This is a genomic window from Neobacillus sp. B4I6 (genome assembly GCF_050434045.1).
In the GTDB taxonomy this organism is placed as follows: domain Bacteria; phylum Bacillota; class Bacilli; order Bacillales; family Cytobacillaceae; genus Neobacillus.
On record NZ_JBNPWB010000002.1, the window covers coordinates 4,429,655 to 4,446,876 of the forward strand.

A 17,222-nucleotide genomic window follows, 5' to 3' on the forward strand; every position below is an offset into this window, starting at 1 on the left:
CATGATTTTTCTATAAGAAAACAAAAAGCCTGAGACTGACCAACAAGCCACCCTCGTCAGGGATTAATGGATTTCTGTATAAATAAGTGTTGGCTGGGCTACTTTTTCTTCAACTAGTTTGTAGGCTGCGTAAATTTTCTCGATGACTTCTTGAACATTCTCACGATTACTGTGGATTGTCACAAGTGCGTCACCCTGTTGGACAAAATCGCCTACTTTTTTGTGGAGAATAACGCCTACTGCCAAATCAATGACTGATTCTTTAGTGATGCGTCCAGCTCCTAACATCATTGCGGCAATCCCAATCATCTCGGCAGTGATTTCAGCAACACATCCTGTTTTTAGGGCTGGTACTTCGATCGTATATTTAGCTGTAGGAAGTTTTGTAGGTTCATCAACAACAGAAGCGTCTCCACCTTGGGCAGCAAGGAATGTTTTAAAGGATTGTAATGCTCTTCCGTTTCGGATCGACTCTTCCAACATTTCACGCGCTTGTTGCAAATCGGCTGCTTTTTCTGCTAGGACGACCATATGGCTGCCAAGTGTTAAACATAATTCATGTAAATCCTCTGGACCTTGTCCACGAAGGGTATCAATTGCTTCTTTCACTTCTAAAGCATTTCCTACGGCAAACCCGAGCGGTTGGCTCATATCAGAAATGATCGCTTTTGTCTTCCGTCCCACACCATTTCCAATGTCCACCATTGTCTGTGCCAATTCTTTCGCATCGTCGAGATTCTTCATGAAAGCCCCACTGCCTGTTTTCACATCAAGAACAATCGCATCTGCTCCTGCTGCAATTTTTTTACTCATAATTGAGCTTGCAATAAGCGGAATCGAATCGACTGTAGCGGTTACATCTCTTAAGGCATAAAGCTTTTTATCTGCAGGTGTTAAATTGGCACTTTGGCCGATTACAGCAATTTTATTTTTGTTCACTAAACGAATAAACTCGTCATTTGTAATTTCAACATGAAAACCTTTTACTGATTCTAATTTATCAATCGTGCCGCCGGTGTGCCCAAGACCGCTGCCAGACATTTTGGCAATAGGTACCCCAACAGAGGCGACTAATGGCGCTAACACAAGTGTGGTTGTATCACCAACACCGCCAGTACTATGCTTATCTACTTTAATTCCTTCAATTCCGGATAAATCGATTTGATCCCCAGAGTTAACCATCGCTTCCGTCAAATAGACGCGTTCTTCTTTGGACATTCCTTGGAAAAATAGCGCCATTGAAAATGCAGACATTTGATAGTCAGGAATACTTCCGTTGGTAAATCCATTTATTAAAAACTGAATTTCTCCGTTTGTTAATTCAAGACCATTACGTTTTTTCTCAATAATATCAACCATTCTCATATCGTTTTCCCCCTAAATTTAGGTTAAAGTCTTTTTAAATATTTTAAAGAAAGTTTAAGATCATTAAAGTTACAAACTGTTCAGCTGCTAAATACTAGTAGAAATCTGACTAATAACTTCTTGAAATCTTGGTTTGTGTTTTCCCAAAGCGAACGCTTTCATCTATCCGCTTATTATTTCAAAATAACTATAGCACAGATGGTGAACAAATGTTAAGTAACATTTGAACAAAATTCAAACTTATTTTTTACCATATCGCCATCTTCATCCTAAATAACATTCATATCAGCAAATATGCACTATATTTAAGAATTTACTGAACTTTTGTAAAAGTACAATAGAAAAATTGTAAAGATTGGTAATATACAATGACCCTTGCCATTTCATCAAATAATTCAACTGGGTTTACAAAACAATTGGAGTTAAAAGCGGGAAATGGATGATCTACCGATATATCCGATCGTGGAAAGATGGAGATAGATAAGAAATGAGGTGACATGGGTGTTTTAGCTGTAGATAGGAAAAACATTTCTCTTTTTTTAAAAAGCTTTGTTAATTAACTTTGTTGCTATTTTTACATTTACGAAAAAGGGAGCTTTCGCGGTGCATGAAAGAACGTTCCATTGACCGTTTGAGGAAAACAAAGTAGTCCCTCGGGCATTGAAACATCGTTAGAGTGACCGTTCGATCAAAAAAAGCATTCAACTGGGCACTGTAACACCATTAGAGTGACCGTTCGATCAAAAAAGGCTCTCACTCGGGCACTGTAACACCGTTAGAGTGACCGTTCGATCAAAAAAAGCTCTCACTCGGGCACTGTAACACCGTTAGAGTGACCGTTCGATCAAAAAAAGCTCTCACTCAGGCACTGTAACACCGTTAGAGTGACCGTTCGATCAAAAAAAGCTCTCACTCGGGCACTGTAACACCGACCGGTGACCCTTTATTTTTCGGTGAACAGGCTTTATGAACCTCTCTTATCGACCGGTGACTATCCATTTTCCGGTGGATGGGCTTTATGAACTAAATGCTTACCCTATGAGGAACATCCGCTACCACAACTAGAACAACTTGAGCAACTTGAACCTCCATCATGACCGCCTCCGTGACCTCCATCCCCATGACCAGAACCATCCGAAGCAGTACCGCAAAAAATGGCAGTTGAGCAACCGCTAGTGTATTGGCCGCGTTGGCATACGTATACACACTCGCATACTTCCAATAATCATCAAAATAAAAGTAAGAGAAAAACACCATTACAAGAGACAGGTTGCTCATTTCACCGTACCTTCTCTGCTTAGCAAACTGACCTTTTTCGTCCACCTTGCGAACAGTGACTGTCACTGTTCGCCTATGTGGAGTCCTAAAAATAACCCAAAATTAAACCTATTGAGGCTTAATTTTGGGTTTTGATTTTATTCGGCCCATACGTACCAAGGATTCCAGCGATCCAATCAAACGTTTGATTAGTTTTTTTAGACCTTATGTACCAATGACAAACAGTGCAGTCACTATTTACCAACCGAAATCTACCACTTAACCGAGAGGATCTTCTCCAAATCGTTCCCAAAGGTTTGGAAACATCTCTTCTAGATCATCTTCGTCTTCCCAATCAAATTCAATTTCTATATTATCTACCAATCCCTTTTGAGACAGCAACTCTAGCATCTCGTCATACAAATCTTCATCCCAATCTTCTGGGTCACCATCCTTTTTCAGTGTATAGGCATCAAAACCTACATTTAGAAAATCCTCGTATTCCGGAACACCTTCATCTCCCAAATTTTCATCAGTTATATAATTTGCCAAAAATTCGGGTTCCTTCAGTGTTTTCTCGTATACCTCTTGTCCTTGTGAAATGAGCCATCCTCTAAAATAATCAAAAGAATCATCAGAGCATCCTCCCATGATCAGATAGGCTGCACCCCATAGATGAGATTGATAGCTTTCCTTCATGTAACCTTCGAAAATAAACTCAAAATCCACGATCTCATCTATCGATTTCTTACTAAGTTCTTCTGTTAACCAGTCAACCTGGTCTTCTTTGTAAGACTTGGACTGCTCTATTAAATTCCAGTATTCCGTTTTATTCACTCTATGACCCCTCCAGTATATGTAGATATTACTCAATTACGGTTTTTCCTTTTACCAAAAATATTTATTAATTCCTATTTTATCAAGTATAACAATTTATTTACAATCCAAAAAAACTGCGATACCGTTAAGGAGTATCGCCATTCTAAGAGTTATACTCCTTTTGAATAATTTGCTATTATACTAGGTATGCCCCTAAGGCCACCATCGCTTTCTTTAATGCTTGTTCATAGGCCTTATCCTTACCCACTACAGTACGAAAATCTGCAACATCTCGAACTGTCGAACGTCCTTCAATTTCATACCCATTATTAAAAATAAGAAGACATATCGTTGATTTATCACTCATACGATGGAATTTTTTCTCTATGAGCATTTCTTCTAATTTAATCCGTTTTTCATCCTTAATCGGATGGATTCGAGAATACGGGATGACGATATGGTCATACATATGGTGATTCTTACAAGTTACGATAAGAATTTTTTCCCCTTTATGTTCCACTTGATTGATCTCTCCGCATTTTGGACAAATACTATCTATGAACATACTTACCATTTACCGCACTCCCTTTAAATTATTTGGTTAATAGGATGAAAACATCTTAGAACAAAGGTTGTGTTACTTTATATATTTCATTTCCGAAAAAAAAATACCTTCTAATATTGAAGGTACTTAATTTTTCTTACATTGGATTTGCCCCTTACAAAAGCAGAACTACTTTCCAATATTGGTTTAAAAACCATATCTAACTAAATACAACAAAACACTCCAATTAGGGTTTAACGAAAGGTTATTTGGAATAAACATTTTAGTATATCACGAGGTTATTAATCTTTTTATTGAAAAATGTTGACAAACTATTAGCTGGTTTAGTTGAAGAAGGGGTCCTGATGGCAAAACGCGAATTTCATATAAAATTCGCGTTTGTTGGTGAGGATAGCTAACTTTATGTCAAGGTTGACCTTTGTTGATCTAAGCGTTCTGCTTGCCGTGATCTCTCTGTGCTCCCCTATAGCTTCCAATTAAATTTTGATAACCAGGAAGTTGACTAGAGAGTAAAGCGCCAAAACCTTCAACGTCGTTGCGCCAATCGCGTTGTAATTCGCACGCAACGCTAAACCAGTTCATAAGCTGTACTCCACCATGGGCCATACGCATTAATGACGCGTTCGCTACTTGTTTGCTAAACGTTCCGGAAGCATCAGTGACAACACATACTTCGTAACCAGCATTTACAGCAGATAGTGCCGGGAACGCAACACAAACATCAGTAACAACTCCTGCTATAATAAGTTGTTTTTTACCTGTTGCTTCAATGGCTTTAACAAATTCTTCATTGTCCCAAGCGTTAATTTGTCCAGGCCGAGCTATTTTTGGCGCATCAGGAAAGAGCTCAACCAATTCTTGCATTAGTGGGCCGTTAGGTCCGTTTTCAAAGCTTGTTGTTAAAATAACCGGTAAATCAAAAAACTTAGCGGTGTTAGCAAGAGCCAAAACATTGTTCTTGAATTCATCAACACCATAGTCACGCACTAGGCCGGAAATAAGGCCAGTTTGATGATCCACAAGAAGAACGGCAGCATCCTCTTTGGAAAGACGAGAATAGAGATCAGACATTTTATAATCCTCCTTATATTAACGAATATTAGAAAGTACCATATATCGGTAAATTTACCTTAAACTCCTTCGTCTGTTATAATTAGTTTAATAGTAAATTGATTGTTGTCATTGGTTTATCTATAAACCTATTAAGTGTCAACAGCATTTTTTAATAATACAAGATCATCATAAAAAATTACTTGATGATGTTTTGTTTTCTTTGGTTAATTTAAAACAGAAGTCTGATCAATCCAATGAATAAATTGTTGTAAATAACGCTCAAGATATCGTTTTGTTTTTTCGTCAGTAAGCACTTTCTGACCGGAGTCAATCTTTTCATGTACTTGCGAAATCAGCACTTTTTGAAATGGAAGAACCTGAGCTTGTATTGCTTCTAATATTTGTCTGATTTGCATTTGAGCAAAGGCAGTCCCTAATCCCCCAGGAGTTGCTCCGATTAAGCCAACCGGTTTTCTACTAAGAACGGAGGACTTCGGAGTTCTTGACGCCCAGTCTAATGCATTTTTTAGCACGCCCGGAATTCCAGAATTGTACTCCGGACTAACGATAATGATACCGTCAACGTCCTGAATAGCGGACTTAAATGATGTTACTGTTTCTGGATCACCGCCAATTTCTAAATCTTCGTTAAACAAAGGAAGATCGTTGATTTCGATCCAGCGAAATTGGGCGGCATCACTCATATCTGTCAATGATTGAGCAACGATTCGGTTATAAGAATTTTTTCGTAAACTTCCACAAATAAGGCCAATGGTTTTGGGCATAGAGATTCCCTCCTTGTTTGAAATCAACTTTAATAATACCATATTTTATTATTTATAGGAGGTATTTCCAGTGGTGGTAGAAAAAAAAGTGACGTGGTTAGAACTTTTTTATGACTTGCTATTTGTGGCAGCAGTTGCAACTACTACTCATGTTTTACTTCATGTTGAAAAAGGTTATATTTATCCAGAATATCTATTAAAGTTTGCTCTAATGTTTATCCCGATATGGTGGTCTTGGACTGGACAAACAATGTTTATTAATCGGTTTGGACAAGATTTTTTGCATCAACGTATCTTTATAATTCTTCAAATGTTATTTGTCCTTGTTATGACATCCAGCTTATCGGAAGATTTTGATCAATACTATCTCCCTTTTCTTATTGGCTATATTGGAGTAAGGGCACTAACGGCAATTCAATATCTTGTTGTTCAGAATCTAGAAGAAGGGGATAGAAAAACAGCTGCTCGGTTTTTAGGAACATGTTTTGGGATTGGAGTCCTCATCTCATTTCTCTCTATCTTTTTTGACTCATGGATTCGATACGCTGTGTTATATGCAGGAATTATTGTCGATGTTATTGTGCCTGTTTTCGGACGCAGGTATTTGGTAAAAGCCCTGACCAATACGGCTCATTTATTAGAACGATTTGCTTTATTGACATTAATCCTTTTTGGAGAATCGGTCGTCAGCACCCTATTTGTACTACAGCCCCAAAAAGGTGATTGGAATTCGATCTCATTTTCGATTATTTCATTTATCCTTATTATTTCGATGTGGTGGCAATATTTTGATAATGTAGAAAAGAAGGTAGATAAGTCGATTCATGGGGCAGGACAAACTATTATTTACGGACATCTGTTTATTCTAATGTCTTTGAGCATGATTGCAGCATCTATCAAACTGATGTTTTTATCTGAGGTCCATTATTCATTTATCGTATATTTTGTATTTAGTTCTGTATTGCTCTATTTCATTTCAACTACCATTGTTTTTCATCAATACAGGTATGAACAACACCGTCTGAAAATTTATCATTTAGGGTTGTTTTTAGGGATTTTAGCAGCCTTTTTTATTATTAATTTAATCATGGTAGTTCCAAACATTGTCATAATGGGTGAATTAACTCTATTTTTTATCATCTATGCTAAATTTACAACCACTTAATAAAATACGGAAAATTTAATAATGGGGGTCCTGAAGGCTCCTTTCGGCGATATACACTTAAGACAATACCAACTAAGATAGCATTTAGCAGCGGTGGCATTAAGCCAAAGCTGCTAAATGGCAAGGACATCGAAATTAATGGGAATTTACCATGTGTCATTCGTAAAGGCGCATGGTTACTTGGAATTTTTTCTATAGCAGTTTTTTCTTAGAAATTAAATATCCAAAACCAATAACAAAAACTGTAATAGCCGTAGGAACCAATAAATGTAGACCGTGAGTGAGAATAGGTTCAAATTTTGGTTCTCCGACGATCATTTCACCTGCGGTCCAAGATAAGATTCCCGCACCTGCATAAGAGATAATAGGGTAATTTTCCATTGCTTTTAATATTAACTGGCTCCCAAAAACAACGATAGGAATACTAATAATAACTCCGATGATAATACCGACTAAATTTCCTTCAGCAGCACCAGCAATAGCTAGTACATTATCAAGCGACATTACGGCATCAGCAATCATGATTGTTTTCACAGCGGAAAATAAGCTTGAACCTCCTTCTCTAAGATTTTCTTCATCATCGCCAATTAGTAGTTTAATGGCAATATACACTAGAAGAAGCCCACCTATAAAAGTTACATAAGGTACGTCTAGTAGGTAAATAATTGCTACTGCAAATATTAAACGTAAAATAATGGCTCCAAATGTTCCCCAAAAGATCGCTTTCTTTTGTTGTTTCTTTGGAACATTACGTGATGCCATTGCGATAACGACTGCGTTATCTCCACTTAAGACAATATTGATTAAAATAATTTTCAAGAGTACCGCAAATGACAAACCAAAAATCTCCAAAGTATTCACCTCTAGAAAAAGTTAACTTTGTCATTATATTAATTTGATGTAAAAAAAAGACCTTTTCATATACGTATAAATGGATGAAAGACATGGCATTGCGACGGAAGCGTTGAAGTTTGTAAGGGTCAAAAGACTTTTGATGACGGATGTTTTCATACTAAAATTAGGGTGTGATTCGTAGATTCAGTGCCTGTCACGCCTCGGAAAAAAAAGCATTCAACTGGGCACTGTAACACCATAGAGTGACCGTTCGATGAAAAAGGGCTCTCACCCGGGCACTGTAACACCGTTAGAGCGACCGTTCGATGAAAAAAAGCTCTCACTCGGGGACTGTAACACCGGAGTTTGAATCAGTGGTGTGCCTATATGGGGTATAACTCTTTTTTGGCAGGTTTCTCATTCTGATATTCGATTGCTACCTCATTCCAAACGGCAAATTTAAAACTAGTCGGGCTGCTATCCCTTTCGGAAAAGATCGTATATAAAAGGAAGAACATTTGGCTGTCAATTTTGTAGATAGCCCTTAAAATTAAAAACGTTTTAATTAGTTGGGGAAAATTCTAGTTATGGAAAGATCGATAATAATATCTTGATTTTTCATAAAATTAAAAATAGTATATAACTACATCGTAGATTATTCTCTAATCAAGTTTTATTAAAACAAAACCTAAAAAAGTGAGAGGATGGTTTGTATGTTAAAGGTAAAAAAGGATTTTACTTTTGTTCTATACCTTATCCCTAAGATTCTCCAAGTATTTTTGAATATTTCCCTCATTTTTTTAGCAATTATTCTATCGATTTTACTAGTTAAGGAATTAATCATTTTCAGTCATATTTTGATAGAAAGTGGCAGCGACGACTATAAACTCTTTCTGGACAATATACTCATCTTCTTTTTATATTTTGAGTTTATTACGATGATCGTTAAATACTTTAAAGAAGAATACCATTTCCCTATTAGATATTTTATATATATAGGCATAACGGCAATGGTACGAATAATTATTGTTGACCACGAACAGCCTGTAAATACAATGCTTTATTCGCTTGTCATCTTAATCCTGATCATTGGGTATTTCATTATGAATTTAACTCCTCGTGAAAGACCAGATAGTAAATGGTTCTTTAAAAAAAATAATGTTTGAAGCATGGCAGAGGGAGCTTGCGGAGAAAGACCTCCTGTTAGTTCGTGATGTGTGAGTCTTCCGACATGCCAAATCTGGGCAATAATCGTGCCCCCTTCAGCATGTACGGCTTCGGTCACTTTTTTCCATGCTGCAATTTGTTCTAGGGAATATAAACCTGGAATACCCGGATTCCCTTTCCCTTGTGGGCTGATTACTGTCCCTTCTGTAATAATTAGGCCGATACCGTCTGCCGCACGTTTCCGGTAATACTCGACCACGTCCGAGCCTACGACACCTGTTTGGTCGTCAGCAAAACAGCGTGTCATCGGTGCCATAGCTGTGCGAGTTCGCATTCCTGTATTGGGTTTTAGTGGGGCGATTTTCCAAATAAATGTTTAAAATGTGATCTAAAACCTTATATTAAATGAAAAGGAGATACTTAAAACAAAGTGTCTCCTTTTCAGATTCAGCAGAGAATGGTATGAAGCAATATATTTTCTAAAATGGTTAAGTGAATATCAAAATTATTCTATGACCCCAGATTCCGTAATGGCTACATCTGCATGGACATTTACTTTTAGATTTTGATAGTCAGTTGCCCACTGTTTAAAATTGAATTGCCTAGTGTTGCTTTTTACAAAATGCCCATATCCTACTGGATCAATATTTTTTTCCCGAAACCTTTTTGTTAATTTTTTACATTCAACTTCAATTTTCTTTTGTAGTTTCTTTTCGATTTCTTTAATTTCCTTTGGTGTAGCACGGTTGCCGGAGTATTCATTTAAGATAGCTTTAATCTTAAGCTGCACATTTACTGTAACGGGATCTCTGGATGAAAGCCGCATTTTGTATTTTGAACGGATGCTTTCAATGGCTGCCCAATCTTTGCCCATGTTCACCTTTAAGGTTCCTTGACTATATTTGTCAACCAGCAGCTTGAAATAGAACATTTTCTCAGCTGGAATGGTTTCCACAACTTTTCCATACCGAAAAAAGCTGATTCCGCTTATTTCAATCTGATCCTTTCCAATTTTTCTTAACTGCGGGAGATAAGGTGTTTTCCCCAATTGATTAAAATCAAATAAAAAACGCTGAAGGTTTGTTTTGGGCACATCTTTTGTTTTCATATTATGGCGAATGAGATTGGATAAATAAACGGCATTTCCTCTTTTTCCAAACTGACCTTCAACAAAATCCTTTGCTTCACCCTCTGTTACAGCGAGGTAAAGGCCGGCACCTACGCTGGGATCCCGTTGAAACGAATCAATGAGGTCTAAAATTCCTTTTTTTCTCGCAAGCCGTTCACCAAAAAGGACTACTTTAAGACTTCCTGTCACGATCGGATCTGAAGATTGACGCTGCACATCTCTTAAAAAATCCCTGCTTAACATAGAAGAGGCCGTAAAGGTTTTATTTTCAACGGCTTTATCTGGCAAATAGATAGGTATTAATGCCGTTCCGCGTATCTTATCACCAACATAATCATAAGCGCTTCCCGTTTCGAGATTAACATCATCTAAGATCTCCTTTTGTACACACCCTACAAGAACTGTGGTTAAAATTAGTAGGGATATCATGATACTTTTCATTTTTTCTTCACCTTCTTCACAATAAGAATGAGAAAAAAGAGTAATGGGATGTACCCGTAGTTAATCCAAAAAGCAATTTTTCCTGTATAGTCGATCAAGGTGTGAATTTGTTGCCGGGTCTTTAAAAAATTAATGGTGATTAACACGACCATTGCTAATATAAGGACCCCATATTTTTGCTTCATGTTGGTCACCCTTTTTACAATGCGGCTGGCACACCATAGGGCAATACAGAAATTGGGGAGAATGATGATATTCCAATTGGCGATGCCAATGTATTCAAATCTCTCCACAAAAGGCATTTCCACTATTTTCCACATTGTCAACGTTGCCCAGACATTCTTTTGCAGCTGTCCCTCTGAAAAATAGGCAAAGGTTACAATAGTAAGAAACGTATAAAGAAAAGTGGTAAAAAGGACACCCAGATGAGCCCATTTTTTTGATTTTTGTGGTTCTTTAATAAACGGGTAAATAAACAATAGTATCTCATAGCCGAGATAAGTAAGCGACATTTGATAAGATGCCATAACCAGATCCCTAATCGAGTGATCAAAGATTGGAAGTAAATTTCTTAAATCAGCATAAGGGATGGTAAAGAAAAAAGTGAATAATAGATAGGCTGGAAGAACAACTCCAAAGAATGCCACTCCTGTTACGGTTCTAAACCCTCCGAAAATAATATAGATAGCTAAACTACAAAAAGCCAAGGAATACCAAAAAGTACTCATATCCTGAAACATCCACACTTGTACGACCTCAATAAAGGTCCTAAGCACCGAGACACAGATAAGTAAAAAATATAACACAAATGGCAGAGATAGGAGTTTGCCCATTTTCTTTCCAAATACGAAAGTATGAGCTGATACAATATCCCCATTGGCTGTTTCAGCGATTTTGTAAATCATCCATAGAATGATATGGACGCTTAAACCAGCAATAACTACCGATATCCATGCATCATATCCTGCGGTCTGAGCGATAATGCGCTGATAGCCAAGGACACCTATGCCAAGCTGCATAGTGTGGACTAGAAAAAAAACTAAAAAAGGCGATATTTTTGCTTTTTCAGGCACTAATTGTTCCATATCCCAACACCCGCCTCCTATTCATCAATATCTCTTTTTTCCTTTTTTTCATTAAGAGAAAAACGAACAGGATTTTGTGTCCGTAAATCTTGTGGCCTTTTGGATTGTTTGCTGAACGGAAGCCTAATAAGCGAATCCTTCAAATCCGTCATTCTAGGTGGATAGATTGGTTCTAAAAAAGGCCTGTTAAGGGAAGTAAGCCTTATTACGTGTGTCATTAACAGACAAAAACAAAAAACGATTCCAAGCAGCCCCCACAATTCTGCAAAAAACAAGAAAGGAAAGCGCAGTAACCGAATGGCGTTGCCCATTTTATAAACAGGTGTTGTAAAAGATGCTAATGCTGCCAGCGCCACGATGATTAGGAGGACGTTACTTGTCAGTCCGGCTTCAACAGAGGCCGTTCCGATAACGATACCGCCCACGATACCAATCGTCTGGCCAACCTTAGTAGGAAGACGTGCTCCCGCTTCCCGAAGCAGTTCAATCGTCAGTTCCAAAAAAAGTGCTTCCAGAATGGGCGGGAGCGGTATTTCCCGGCGGGAGGTAACCAAAGTGTTCATTAAATCCTTTGGTATCAGTTCGTAATGGTAGGATAAGGTCGCTACATATACAGGCGTTATTAAAATAGAAAAGGCAACGGCGAAAAGCCGGATCAGCCGGAAAAAAGAGGATAACATCCAATTTAAGAAATAATCCTCAAAGGAACTGAAGAATTCAACCAGTGTTGTTGGCGCAATCAATGCTTGCGGTGACCCATCAACAAGGATAGCAATTTTCCCTTCTGCCAGAATGGCTGTCACCCTGTCTGGACGCTCCGTATCCAGAAGTTGGGGAAAAGGGGAATTTTTATTATCAGATATGATTTGGACGATATAGGAACTATCCGTAATAGCATCAAATTCGATACCTTTTATCCGTTCCCTAATGGTTTTGACATTGGTGGGATCGGCAATGCCATCAATGTGCAAAACGGATATTTTCGTTTTAGAAAGAGAACCCACTGTAAAATCTTCAATAATAAGTTCTTTCACGGGGAGCCTTTTACGAATGAGGTTGATATTTTGCTCTACTGATTCGACAAAAGCTTCCTTCGGGCCGATTACACTAAATTCAACCTCCGGCGTTGTAATGCCGCGGACAAGCTCTTTTTGGGCGGCCAAAAACGCAAAGTTTTTTTTGTCTGAATCATGTGTTAATAGTACATATCCATTAAACAATTTCTGTTCGATTACGCTTGGATTGTTGCTAATTTGCACGTCAGCTATCGCGATAAGTTTCTTTACATCTTCGATTGTTTCGAAGGGTTTCTCTAGTAAATAAGGAAGGGCATTCTCCTGCAAAATGCTTTCGTCAATTAGCGTAGCAATAAAGGAAAAAGAAAACTGAGTGTTTGTTGGTTGATTGATATAATAAACCTGTTTAAAATCGTTTGAGCGTTTGAGATATTGTTCGAGTGATTCTTTTTCATCTGTTTGTCCCTGTTTTTTTGTAAACCAGCCCATTATCGTTTTCACCGCCGTATTCAGCATTGTATTTATTATTTCCAATGCTGGAAGGATTATGAATTACAATTAGTAGTCAGATGAAAACTCATTTTGAGCACTATGAACCTTTGTTGTTCATATTCAATTCATATATTCTTTGTATAATCATGTTTGTAATAAGGAATGGGATATGTTAATTACCGACAAAGATAGAAAGGATGTAAATTAATATGTCAGAAGTGAAGCAACAAAAAGGCTGGGGTCAATTTATTCAATTGGTGCTACGAACAAAACCATCAAAGCTTTTTAATGAAGGGAAGAACGACCCTCATTATCGCCCATCGTTTATCAACTGTCATTGATTCTGATCAAATTATCTTTTTCGAAAAAGGAAAAATTACCGGAAGTGGTACACACGAACAACTTCTACAAACTCACTCTTTGTATCGTGAATTTGCCGAGCAACAATTACGATTAATCGAACCTGCGTAATAACTCGGAAGGATGAGGATGAATGACGAAAATAATAATTGTCGATGATGACTGCTATATTCGAGAACTTGTCCTCCTTTTTTTAAAAAAGGAGGGATTCGAGCTTTATGAGGCTTCTGATGGTTTAAAGGCATTGCAATTGATGGAAAAAATAAAGGTAGATTTAGCAATCATTGATATTATGATGCCAAACATGGATGGCTGGGAATTATGTCGAGAGCTTCGGGAGTTCAGTGATATTCCGATCTTAATGTTAACCGCCAAAGGAGAAACAGCGCAAACCGATAACAACGGTCTGTACGGCTAACGCCTACATTCCGTATGTTCCTGTTCCATTTACGGCTTACTCCATTTAGTGCCGAAGCGACACGTACAGAATGACAGAAAGCGTTCTTTGCTTTCTGATCAGTCTGTAGTGCTGCCGCCCAAAATATGTTCTTATCCTTATAACACTCTCTGAACATTCTCGTAACCTTCCGAACTCAATAAAAAAAGCCCCTGAACTTTAGTAAAGGAAAAAGTAATCAATAGCAATAGATTTTTCACTTTTCGCTTCCGATTTCTATTTTTCGTATTTTTAAAGATTCACATTTTAGCGATATGATGATGAAAAATGAACGTGTAATGTATATTATGTGCTTAGTTAAAAATACGGATAGTAGCGTGAAAAAGGAAGATTTGATTAAGCATATACAACGAAAAAAGAACGGGTACAAAAATGACATAAAAGTGGGATTACATAGTGGTATTTTGTAACATTTTGACTTCTTTTGTAGAAAGTGTTTTCATTTTGTTTCCTATTGCTCATAATTGCTTTTGTTGACCCTTGAACATGCTATGAAAAAGGGGAAAAATTATCTTTTAGTGGGGGAAACTTTTATGTGGGTAATCACCGTCTATTCAAAGGAGAAAATTACCATGTTTGAATTTAACACAGAAAACGAAGCAAGAGAAGCTTGCGAGAACATTCAAGGCTACAAAATTCTTTCCGAGGTTGTTTACTTTAATGATCATTATGTTGCTTAGCTACTGATAAGGGGTAGCGTCAGGAAAATGCAGATATACAACGTTAAGGAAATCCAAAAGCCTAATTTCTCGCTTACAACACCGAGATATTAGGCTTTAATTACTTCATTAAAGCGCCCGATTGTTGAAGATCATTGCAGATATTTTTATTAAACAAAAGCACCCTTCAAGAGGGATAAAAAGTAACCTCTCTTTAAAATCTTAATCATTCCGTAATTTCCTAAGCAACTGGAAAATCTGACCCCTATGATGTGATTCATGTTCAATCAAATGGTAAACAACCCACTCAGGTGTGACGTCATAATGTTCAAGTACCCTCGGTTTTCGCCAATCCGTTAGGTCCATTGAACGAAAGTGAGAAAGAAATACTTCACGCACCTTATTAAGGCGGTAAAAATGTTCTTCTAAACTTTGTCCTTCAATGTGGGTTAATGAGCCGTCTTCAGAACGGCTATCTAACGGAAACAACGAGCTTATTTCGGGATCCCATTCAGCACCAAGGACCTCTACATATAACCAATCTGCCTCGATTAATGCAATGTGATATAATATCGAGCCAATCGTTTGTCTTTCATCAATTTTTGTGTCGAGTATACTTTGGCTGATTCCAGTTAATTCTGTTATAAGAGTACGGCGAACATCTTCTAAACACCATAGCCATCGGCCAATTTCTTCTTCATATTCTGGTAATGGAGATACCAGTAAATTTCTTCTCTCCAACAAGATCATCCTCCTCTTAATTAAAGTACTTAAATTCTATTAAAAATAGATGTTTCCTTCTTTTAAATAAAAAATTTCTTCCCTTATTCCACAATTTGTCCCAATACAAAAAGGACACCTTCTTATTTAAGAAGCGCGCCCTTTTATTGAATAAGCTGCTCTTTAATTGCACATTGTTTTTCGTATTGTTCATTAACTTTTGTCAATAACTTTAATAAATAAAAGTGTCACCAGTAAAGTAACGGGTTCGGTTTTGAAGTACAAAAGAGTAAAAAACAACCTCAATAGCACAAGAAATCGCAGCAATTTCGACAGTAAATTAGCGATAGAAAAAGCAGATGATTTAACATAATCATCTGCTTTAATATTTACTACTGTGCTACCTCATTGTATTGTTCACCGACTTAATACCCTAGGATTAATTAGTGGTAATCAACTTGATGGCTTAAGTGGCTCTGCTTCCTTAAACGTAATAGATTCAGCTTTATACATTTTGCCATCCCAAGCGTATTTAACTTTTAAACTGCCTATAAATGCCTCAGGGATAGATACAGATACGTTTGTATCGCCATAAAGAACACCATTTTCTAGTTTATAATCTTCCATTGCACCTACTCCAGGAGGGTCAACAGAAGGCTGGTAACCAAATTTTAAAAAGTCCACTAGATATTTCTTTTTACCGATTAAAACAGTAATTTCGTTGCCTTTTCGTTCCATTTTTACAAGTCGTTTGACTGCATCATTAATGGATTCAACTGGTACCTCTTCGTATCTCGTATAAGGGTCACGGGCTTGATTCAATACATGAGTTTCTTTTGTGGATAATGCCACACCTGCTCCAGAAATCAAAGCGACTATAACATCTTTTAGTCCATCGCCATTTATATCTTCATAAAATAATTTAGGGGCAAACTTATCATTGTACCAATTTGGGAAGTTGTACAGATATTCGCCTCCAACGCTATCAACTCCACCGCCAACTTGAACAGTAAAGTTCTTAGTAGCCATATTATCTACTTTATCAGCAATTAGAAAAACGTTTTCATACCATACATCCGATATGATATGTGATGTTACAACTCTTTGAGCTGCATGCACTTTTCCTGTATGACAAACTAAAACCATTATTAATAAACATATAAAAAATTTCTTCACAGGGTATCATTCCTTCTTACTTAGGATTTCCAAAAAGAAGTGAACAATTAGAATCATTTACATAGTTTTTCACGATCATTCGCTCAGAAATAAGCCATTCTACATTTTCTGCTTTGTTGTTTTTCGGCTTATTAAACTTCAGTGATTATCTTCCTCCATAATTTAAAATTGAACATACGATTAGTAAACCAATTAGCACCTATTTTTAGCACGGTTTTGAGAGGTAATCTGCTAGACTGTCACTTTTACCGATAATTTGCGTATATTTTAAGTGTTATTTTGCACTTCCAACATTAAAAACCCAGCTACCTTCACATGAGAAGATTAGCTGGGTTTCTTAATTATTTACATCCAATCATTTATGAATCCGACTAGTAAAAAGCGACTGCTCATTGTTCTGCAATCGCGCCCTTTAACTGAATAATACTTAGCTTCTATTAGCTGGTTTAGTCACCCACGCAGCGCAAAATCGAGCTGCACCACAGAGAATGAAAAGAAATTATGCGGTCTATTCTGTTTTAATGGCTGGAGAGGAAGGGCGATACATTATGGTGCTATAGAGCCCGTCCATTAGTCTGACTCCAGCGACCACGGTGCACCACTGATTCAATTTTACCAAAACTTGTCTTAAGTAGATGCCCGTATAATATTATAACAAAAGCAATCTCTCCATCTGT

Annotated in this window: 15 protein-coding genes and 3 pseudogenes; 5 read left to right on the plus strand and 13 right to left on the minus strand. The window is 37.3% G+C overall.

Features of this window, described 5'->3' with window-relative positions; all coding sequences use genetic code 11:
• Positions 1 to 63: 63 nt before the first annotated feature.
• The 6 genes from QF028_RS24125 to QF028_RS24150 all read right to left on the minus strand — a co-directional run bounded on the left by QF028_RS24125 (position 64) and on the right by QF028_RS24150 (position 5,844).
• On the minus strand, positions 64 to 1,365 hold the full coding sequence (locus QF028_RS24125; RefSeq protein WP_429469661.1) for a pyrimidine-nucleoside phosphorylase: 1,302 nt from the start codon (positions 1,363 to 1,365) through the stop codon (positions 64 to 66).
• A 1,023-nt stretch (positions 1,366 to 2,388) separates the two neighbouring features.
• On the minus strand, positions 2,389 to 2,643 hold the full coding sequence (locus tag QF028_RS24130; protein WP_429469664.1) for a hypothetical protein: 255 nt from the start codon (positions 2,641 to 2,643) through the stop codon (positions 2,389 to 2,391).
• 258 nt (positions 2,644 to 2,901) lie between these two features.
• Complete coding sequence (locus tag QF028_RS24135) at positions 2,902 to 3,459, minus strand: DUF4240 domain-containing protein (RefSeq protein WP_429469666.1); 558 nt, start codon at positions 3,457 to 3,459, stop codon at positions 2,902 to 2,904.
• A gap of 178 nt (positions 3,460 to 3,637) precedes the next feature.
• Positions 3,638 to 4,015, minus strand: a complete 378-nt coding sequence (locus QF028_RS24140) for a Gp49 family protein (RefSeq protein ID WP_410886581.1) — start codon at positions 4,013 to 4,015, stop codon at positions 3,638 to 3,640.
• Between the two features lie 417 nt (positions 4,016 to 4,432).
• Complete coding sequence (gene ycaC / locus QF028_RS24145; RefSeq protein WP_429469668.1) at positions 4,433 to 5,077, minus strand: isochorismate family cysteine hydrolase YcaC; 645 nt, start codon at positions 5,075 to 5,077, stop codon at positions 4,433 to 4,435.
• Between the two features lie 206 nt (positions 5,078 to 5,283).
• Entirely contained in the window at positions 5,284 to 5,844 is a 561-nt protein-coding gene (locus QF028_RS24150) for an NADPH-dependent FMN reductase (protein WP_429469670.1), read from the minus strand.
• 73 nt (positions 5,845 to 5,917) lie between these two features.
• Between QF028_RS24150 and QF028_RS24155 the strand changes: the two genes are divergently transcribed.
• Positions 5,918 to 7,009: a low temperature requirement protein A gene (locus QF028_RS24155; protein ID WP_429472503.1), complete on the plus strand. Its 1,092-nt coding sequence runs from the start codon at positions 5,918 to 5,920 to the stop codon at positions 7,007 to 7,009.
• 192 nt (positions 7,010 to 7,201) lie between these two features.
• Here the strand turns inward: QF028_RS24155 and QF028_RS24160 are convergent, their stop codons facing one another.
• Complete coding sequence (locus tag QF028_RS24160) at positions 7,202 to 7,846, minus strand: TerC family protein (RefSeq protein ID WP_429469672.1); 645 nt, start codon at positions 7,844 to 7,846, stop codon at positions 7,202 to 7,204.
• Positions 7,847 to 8,556: 710 nt separating this feature from the next.
• Here QF028_RS24160 and psiE point away from each other — a divergent pair.
• Positions 8,557 to 9,009 (plus strand): phosphate-starvation-inducible protein PsiE, encoded by a 453-nt coding sequence (psiE, locus tag QF028_RS24165; RefSeq protein ID WP_429469674.1) that lies wholly within the window; start codon positions 8,557 to 8,559, stop codon positions 9,007 to 9,009.
• A gap of 2 nt (positions 9,010 to 9,011) precedes the next feature.
• On the opposite strand, the pseudogene QF028_RS24170 reads toward psiE, so the two are convergent.
• The 4 genes and pseudogenes from QF028_RS24170 to QF028_RS24185 form a co-directional block, all read right to left on the minus strand.
• Positions 9,012 to 9,344, minus strand: a pseudogene (locus QF028_RS24170) (alkene reductase); the annotation flags it as partial.
• 171 nt (positions 9,345 to 9,515) lie between these two features.
• Positions 9,516 to 10,580 carry a Ger(x)C family spore germination protein gene (locus tag QF028_RS24175; protein WP_429469676.1) on the minus strand — a complete coding sequence of 355 codons (1,065 nt, stop codon included), beginning with the start codon at positions 10,578 to 10,580 and terminating at the stop codon, positions 9,516 to 9,518.
• Entirely contained in the window at positions 10,577 to 11,665 is a 1,089-nt protein-coding gene (locus QF028_RS24180; RefSeq protein WP_429469678.1) for a GerAB/ArcD/ProY family transporter, read from the minus strand. The genes QF028_RS24175 and QF028_RS24180 overlap by 4 nt, the downstream gene beginning before the upstream one ends.
• 17 nt (positions 11,666 to 11,682) lie before the next feature.
• On the minus strand, positions 11,683 to 13,170 hold the full coding sequence (locus QF028_RS24185) for a spore germination protein (RefSeq protein ID WP_429472505.1): 1,488 nt from the start codon (positions 13,168 to 13,170) through the stop codon (positions 11,683 to 11,685).
• A gap of 288 nt (positions 13,171 to 13,458) precedes the next feature.
• On the opposite strand from QF028_RS24185, the pseudogene QF028_RS24190 reads away from it, so the two are divergent.
• From QF028_RS24190 to QF028_RS24200, 3 genes and pseudogenes are all read left to right on the plus strand, one after another.
• A pseudogene (locus QF028_RS24190) lies at positions 13,459 to 13,644 on the plus strand (multidrug ABC transporter permease); the annotation flags it as partial.
• Between the two features lie 22 nt (positions 13,645 to 13,666).
• Positions 13,667 to 13,924 (plus strand): annotated as a pseudogene (locus tag QF028_RS24195) (response regulator); the annotation flags it as partial.
• 599 nt (positions 13,925 to 14,523) lie between these two features.
• The gene (locus QF028_RS24200; protein ID WP_429469680.1) at positions 14,524 to 14,670 is read left to right on the plus strand and encodes a hypothetical protein; all 147 of its coding nucleotides are present in this window, start codon (positions 14,524 to 14,526) and stop codon (positions 14,668 to 14,670) included.
• Between the two features lie 201 nt (positions 14,671 to 14,871).
• On the opposite strand, the gene QF028_RS24205 is transcribed toward QF028_RS24200, so the two are convergent.
• Complete coding sequence (locus QF028_RS24205) at positions 14,872 to 15,390, minus strand: DinB family protein (protein WP_335401955.1); 519 nt, start codon at positions 15,388 to 15,390, stop codon at positions 14,872 to 14,874.
• Between the two features lie 432 nt (positions 15,391 to 15,822).
• Positions 15,823 to 16,545, minus strand: coding sequence for a hypothetical protein (locus tag QF028_RS24210; protein ID WP_429469682.1), 723 nt, complete (start codon positions 16,543 to 16,545; stop codon positions 15,823 to 15,825).
• Positions 16,546 to 17,222 lie beyond the last annotated feature (677 nt).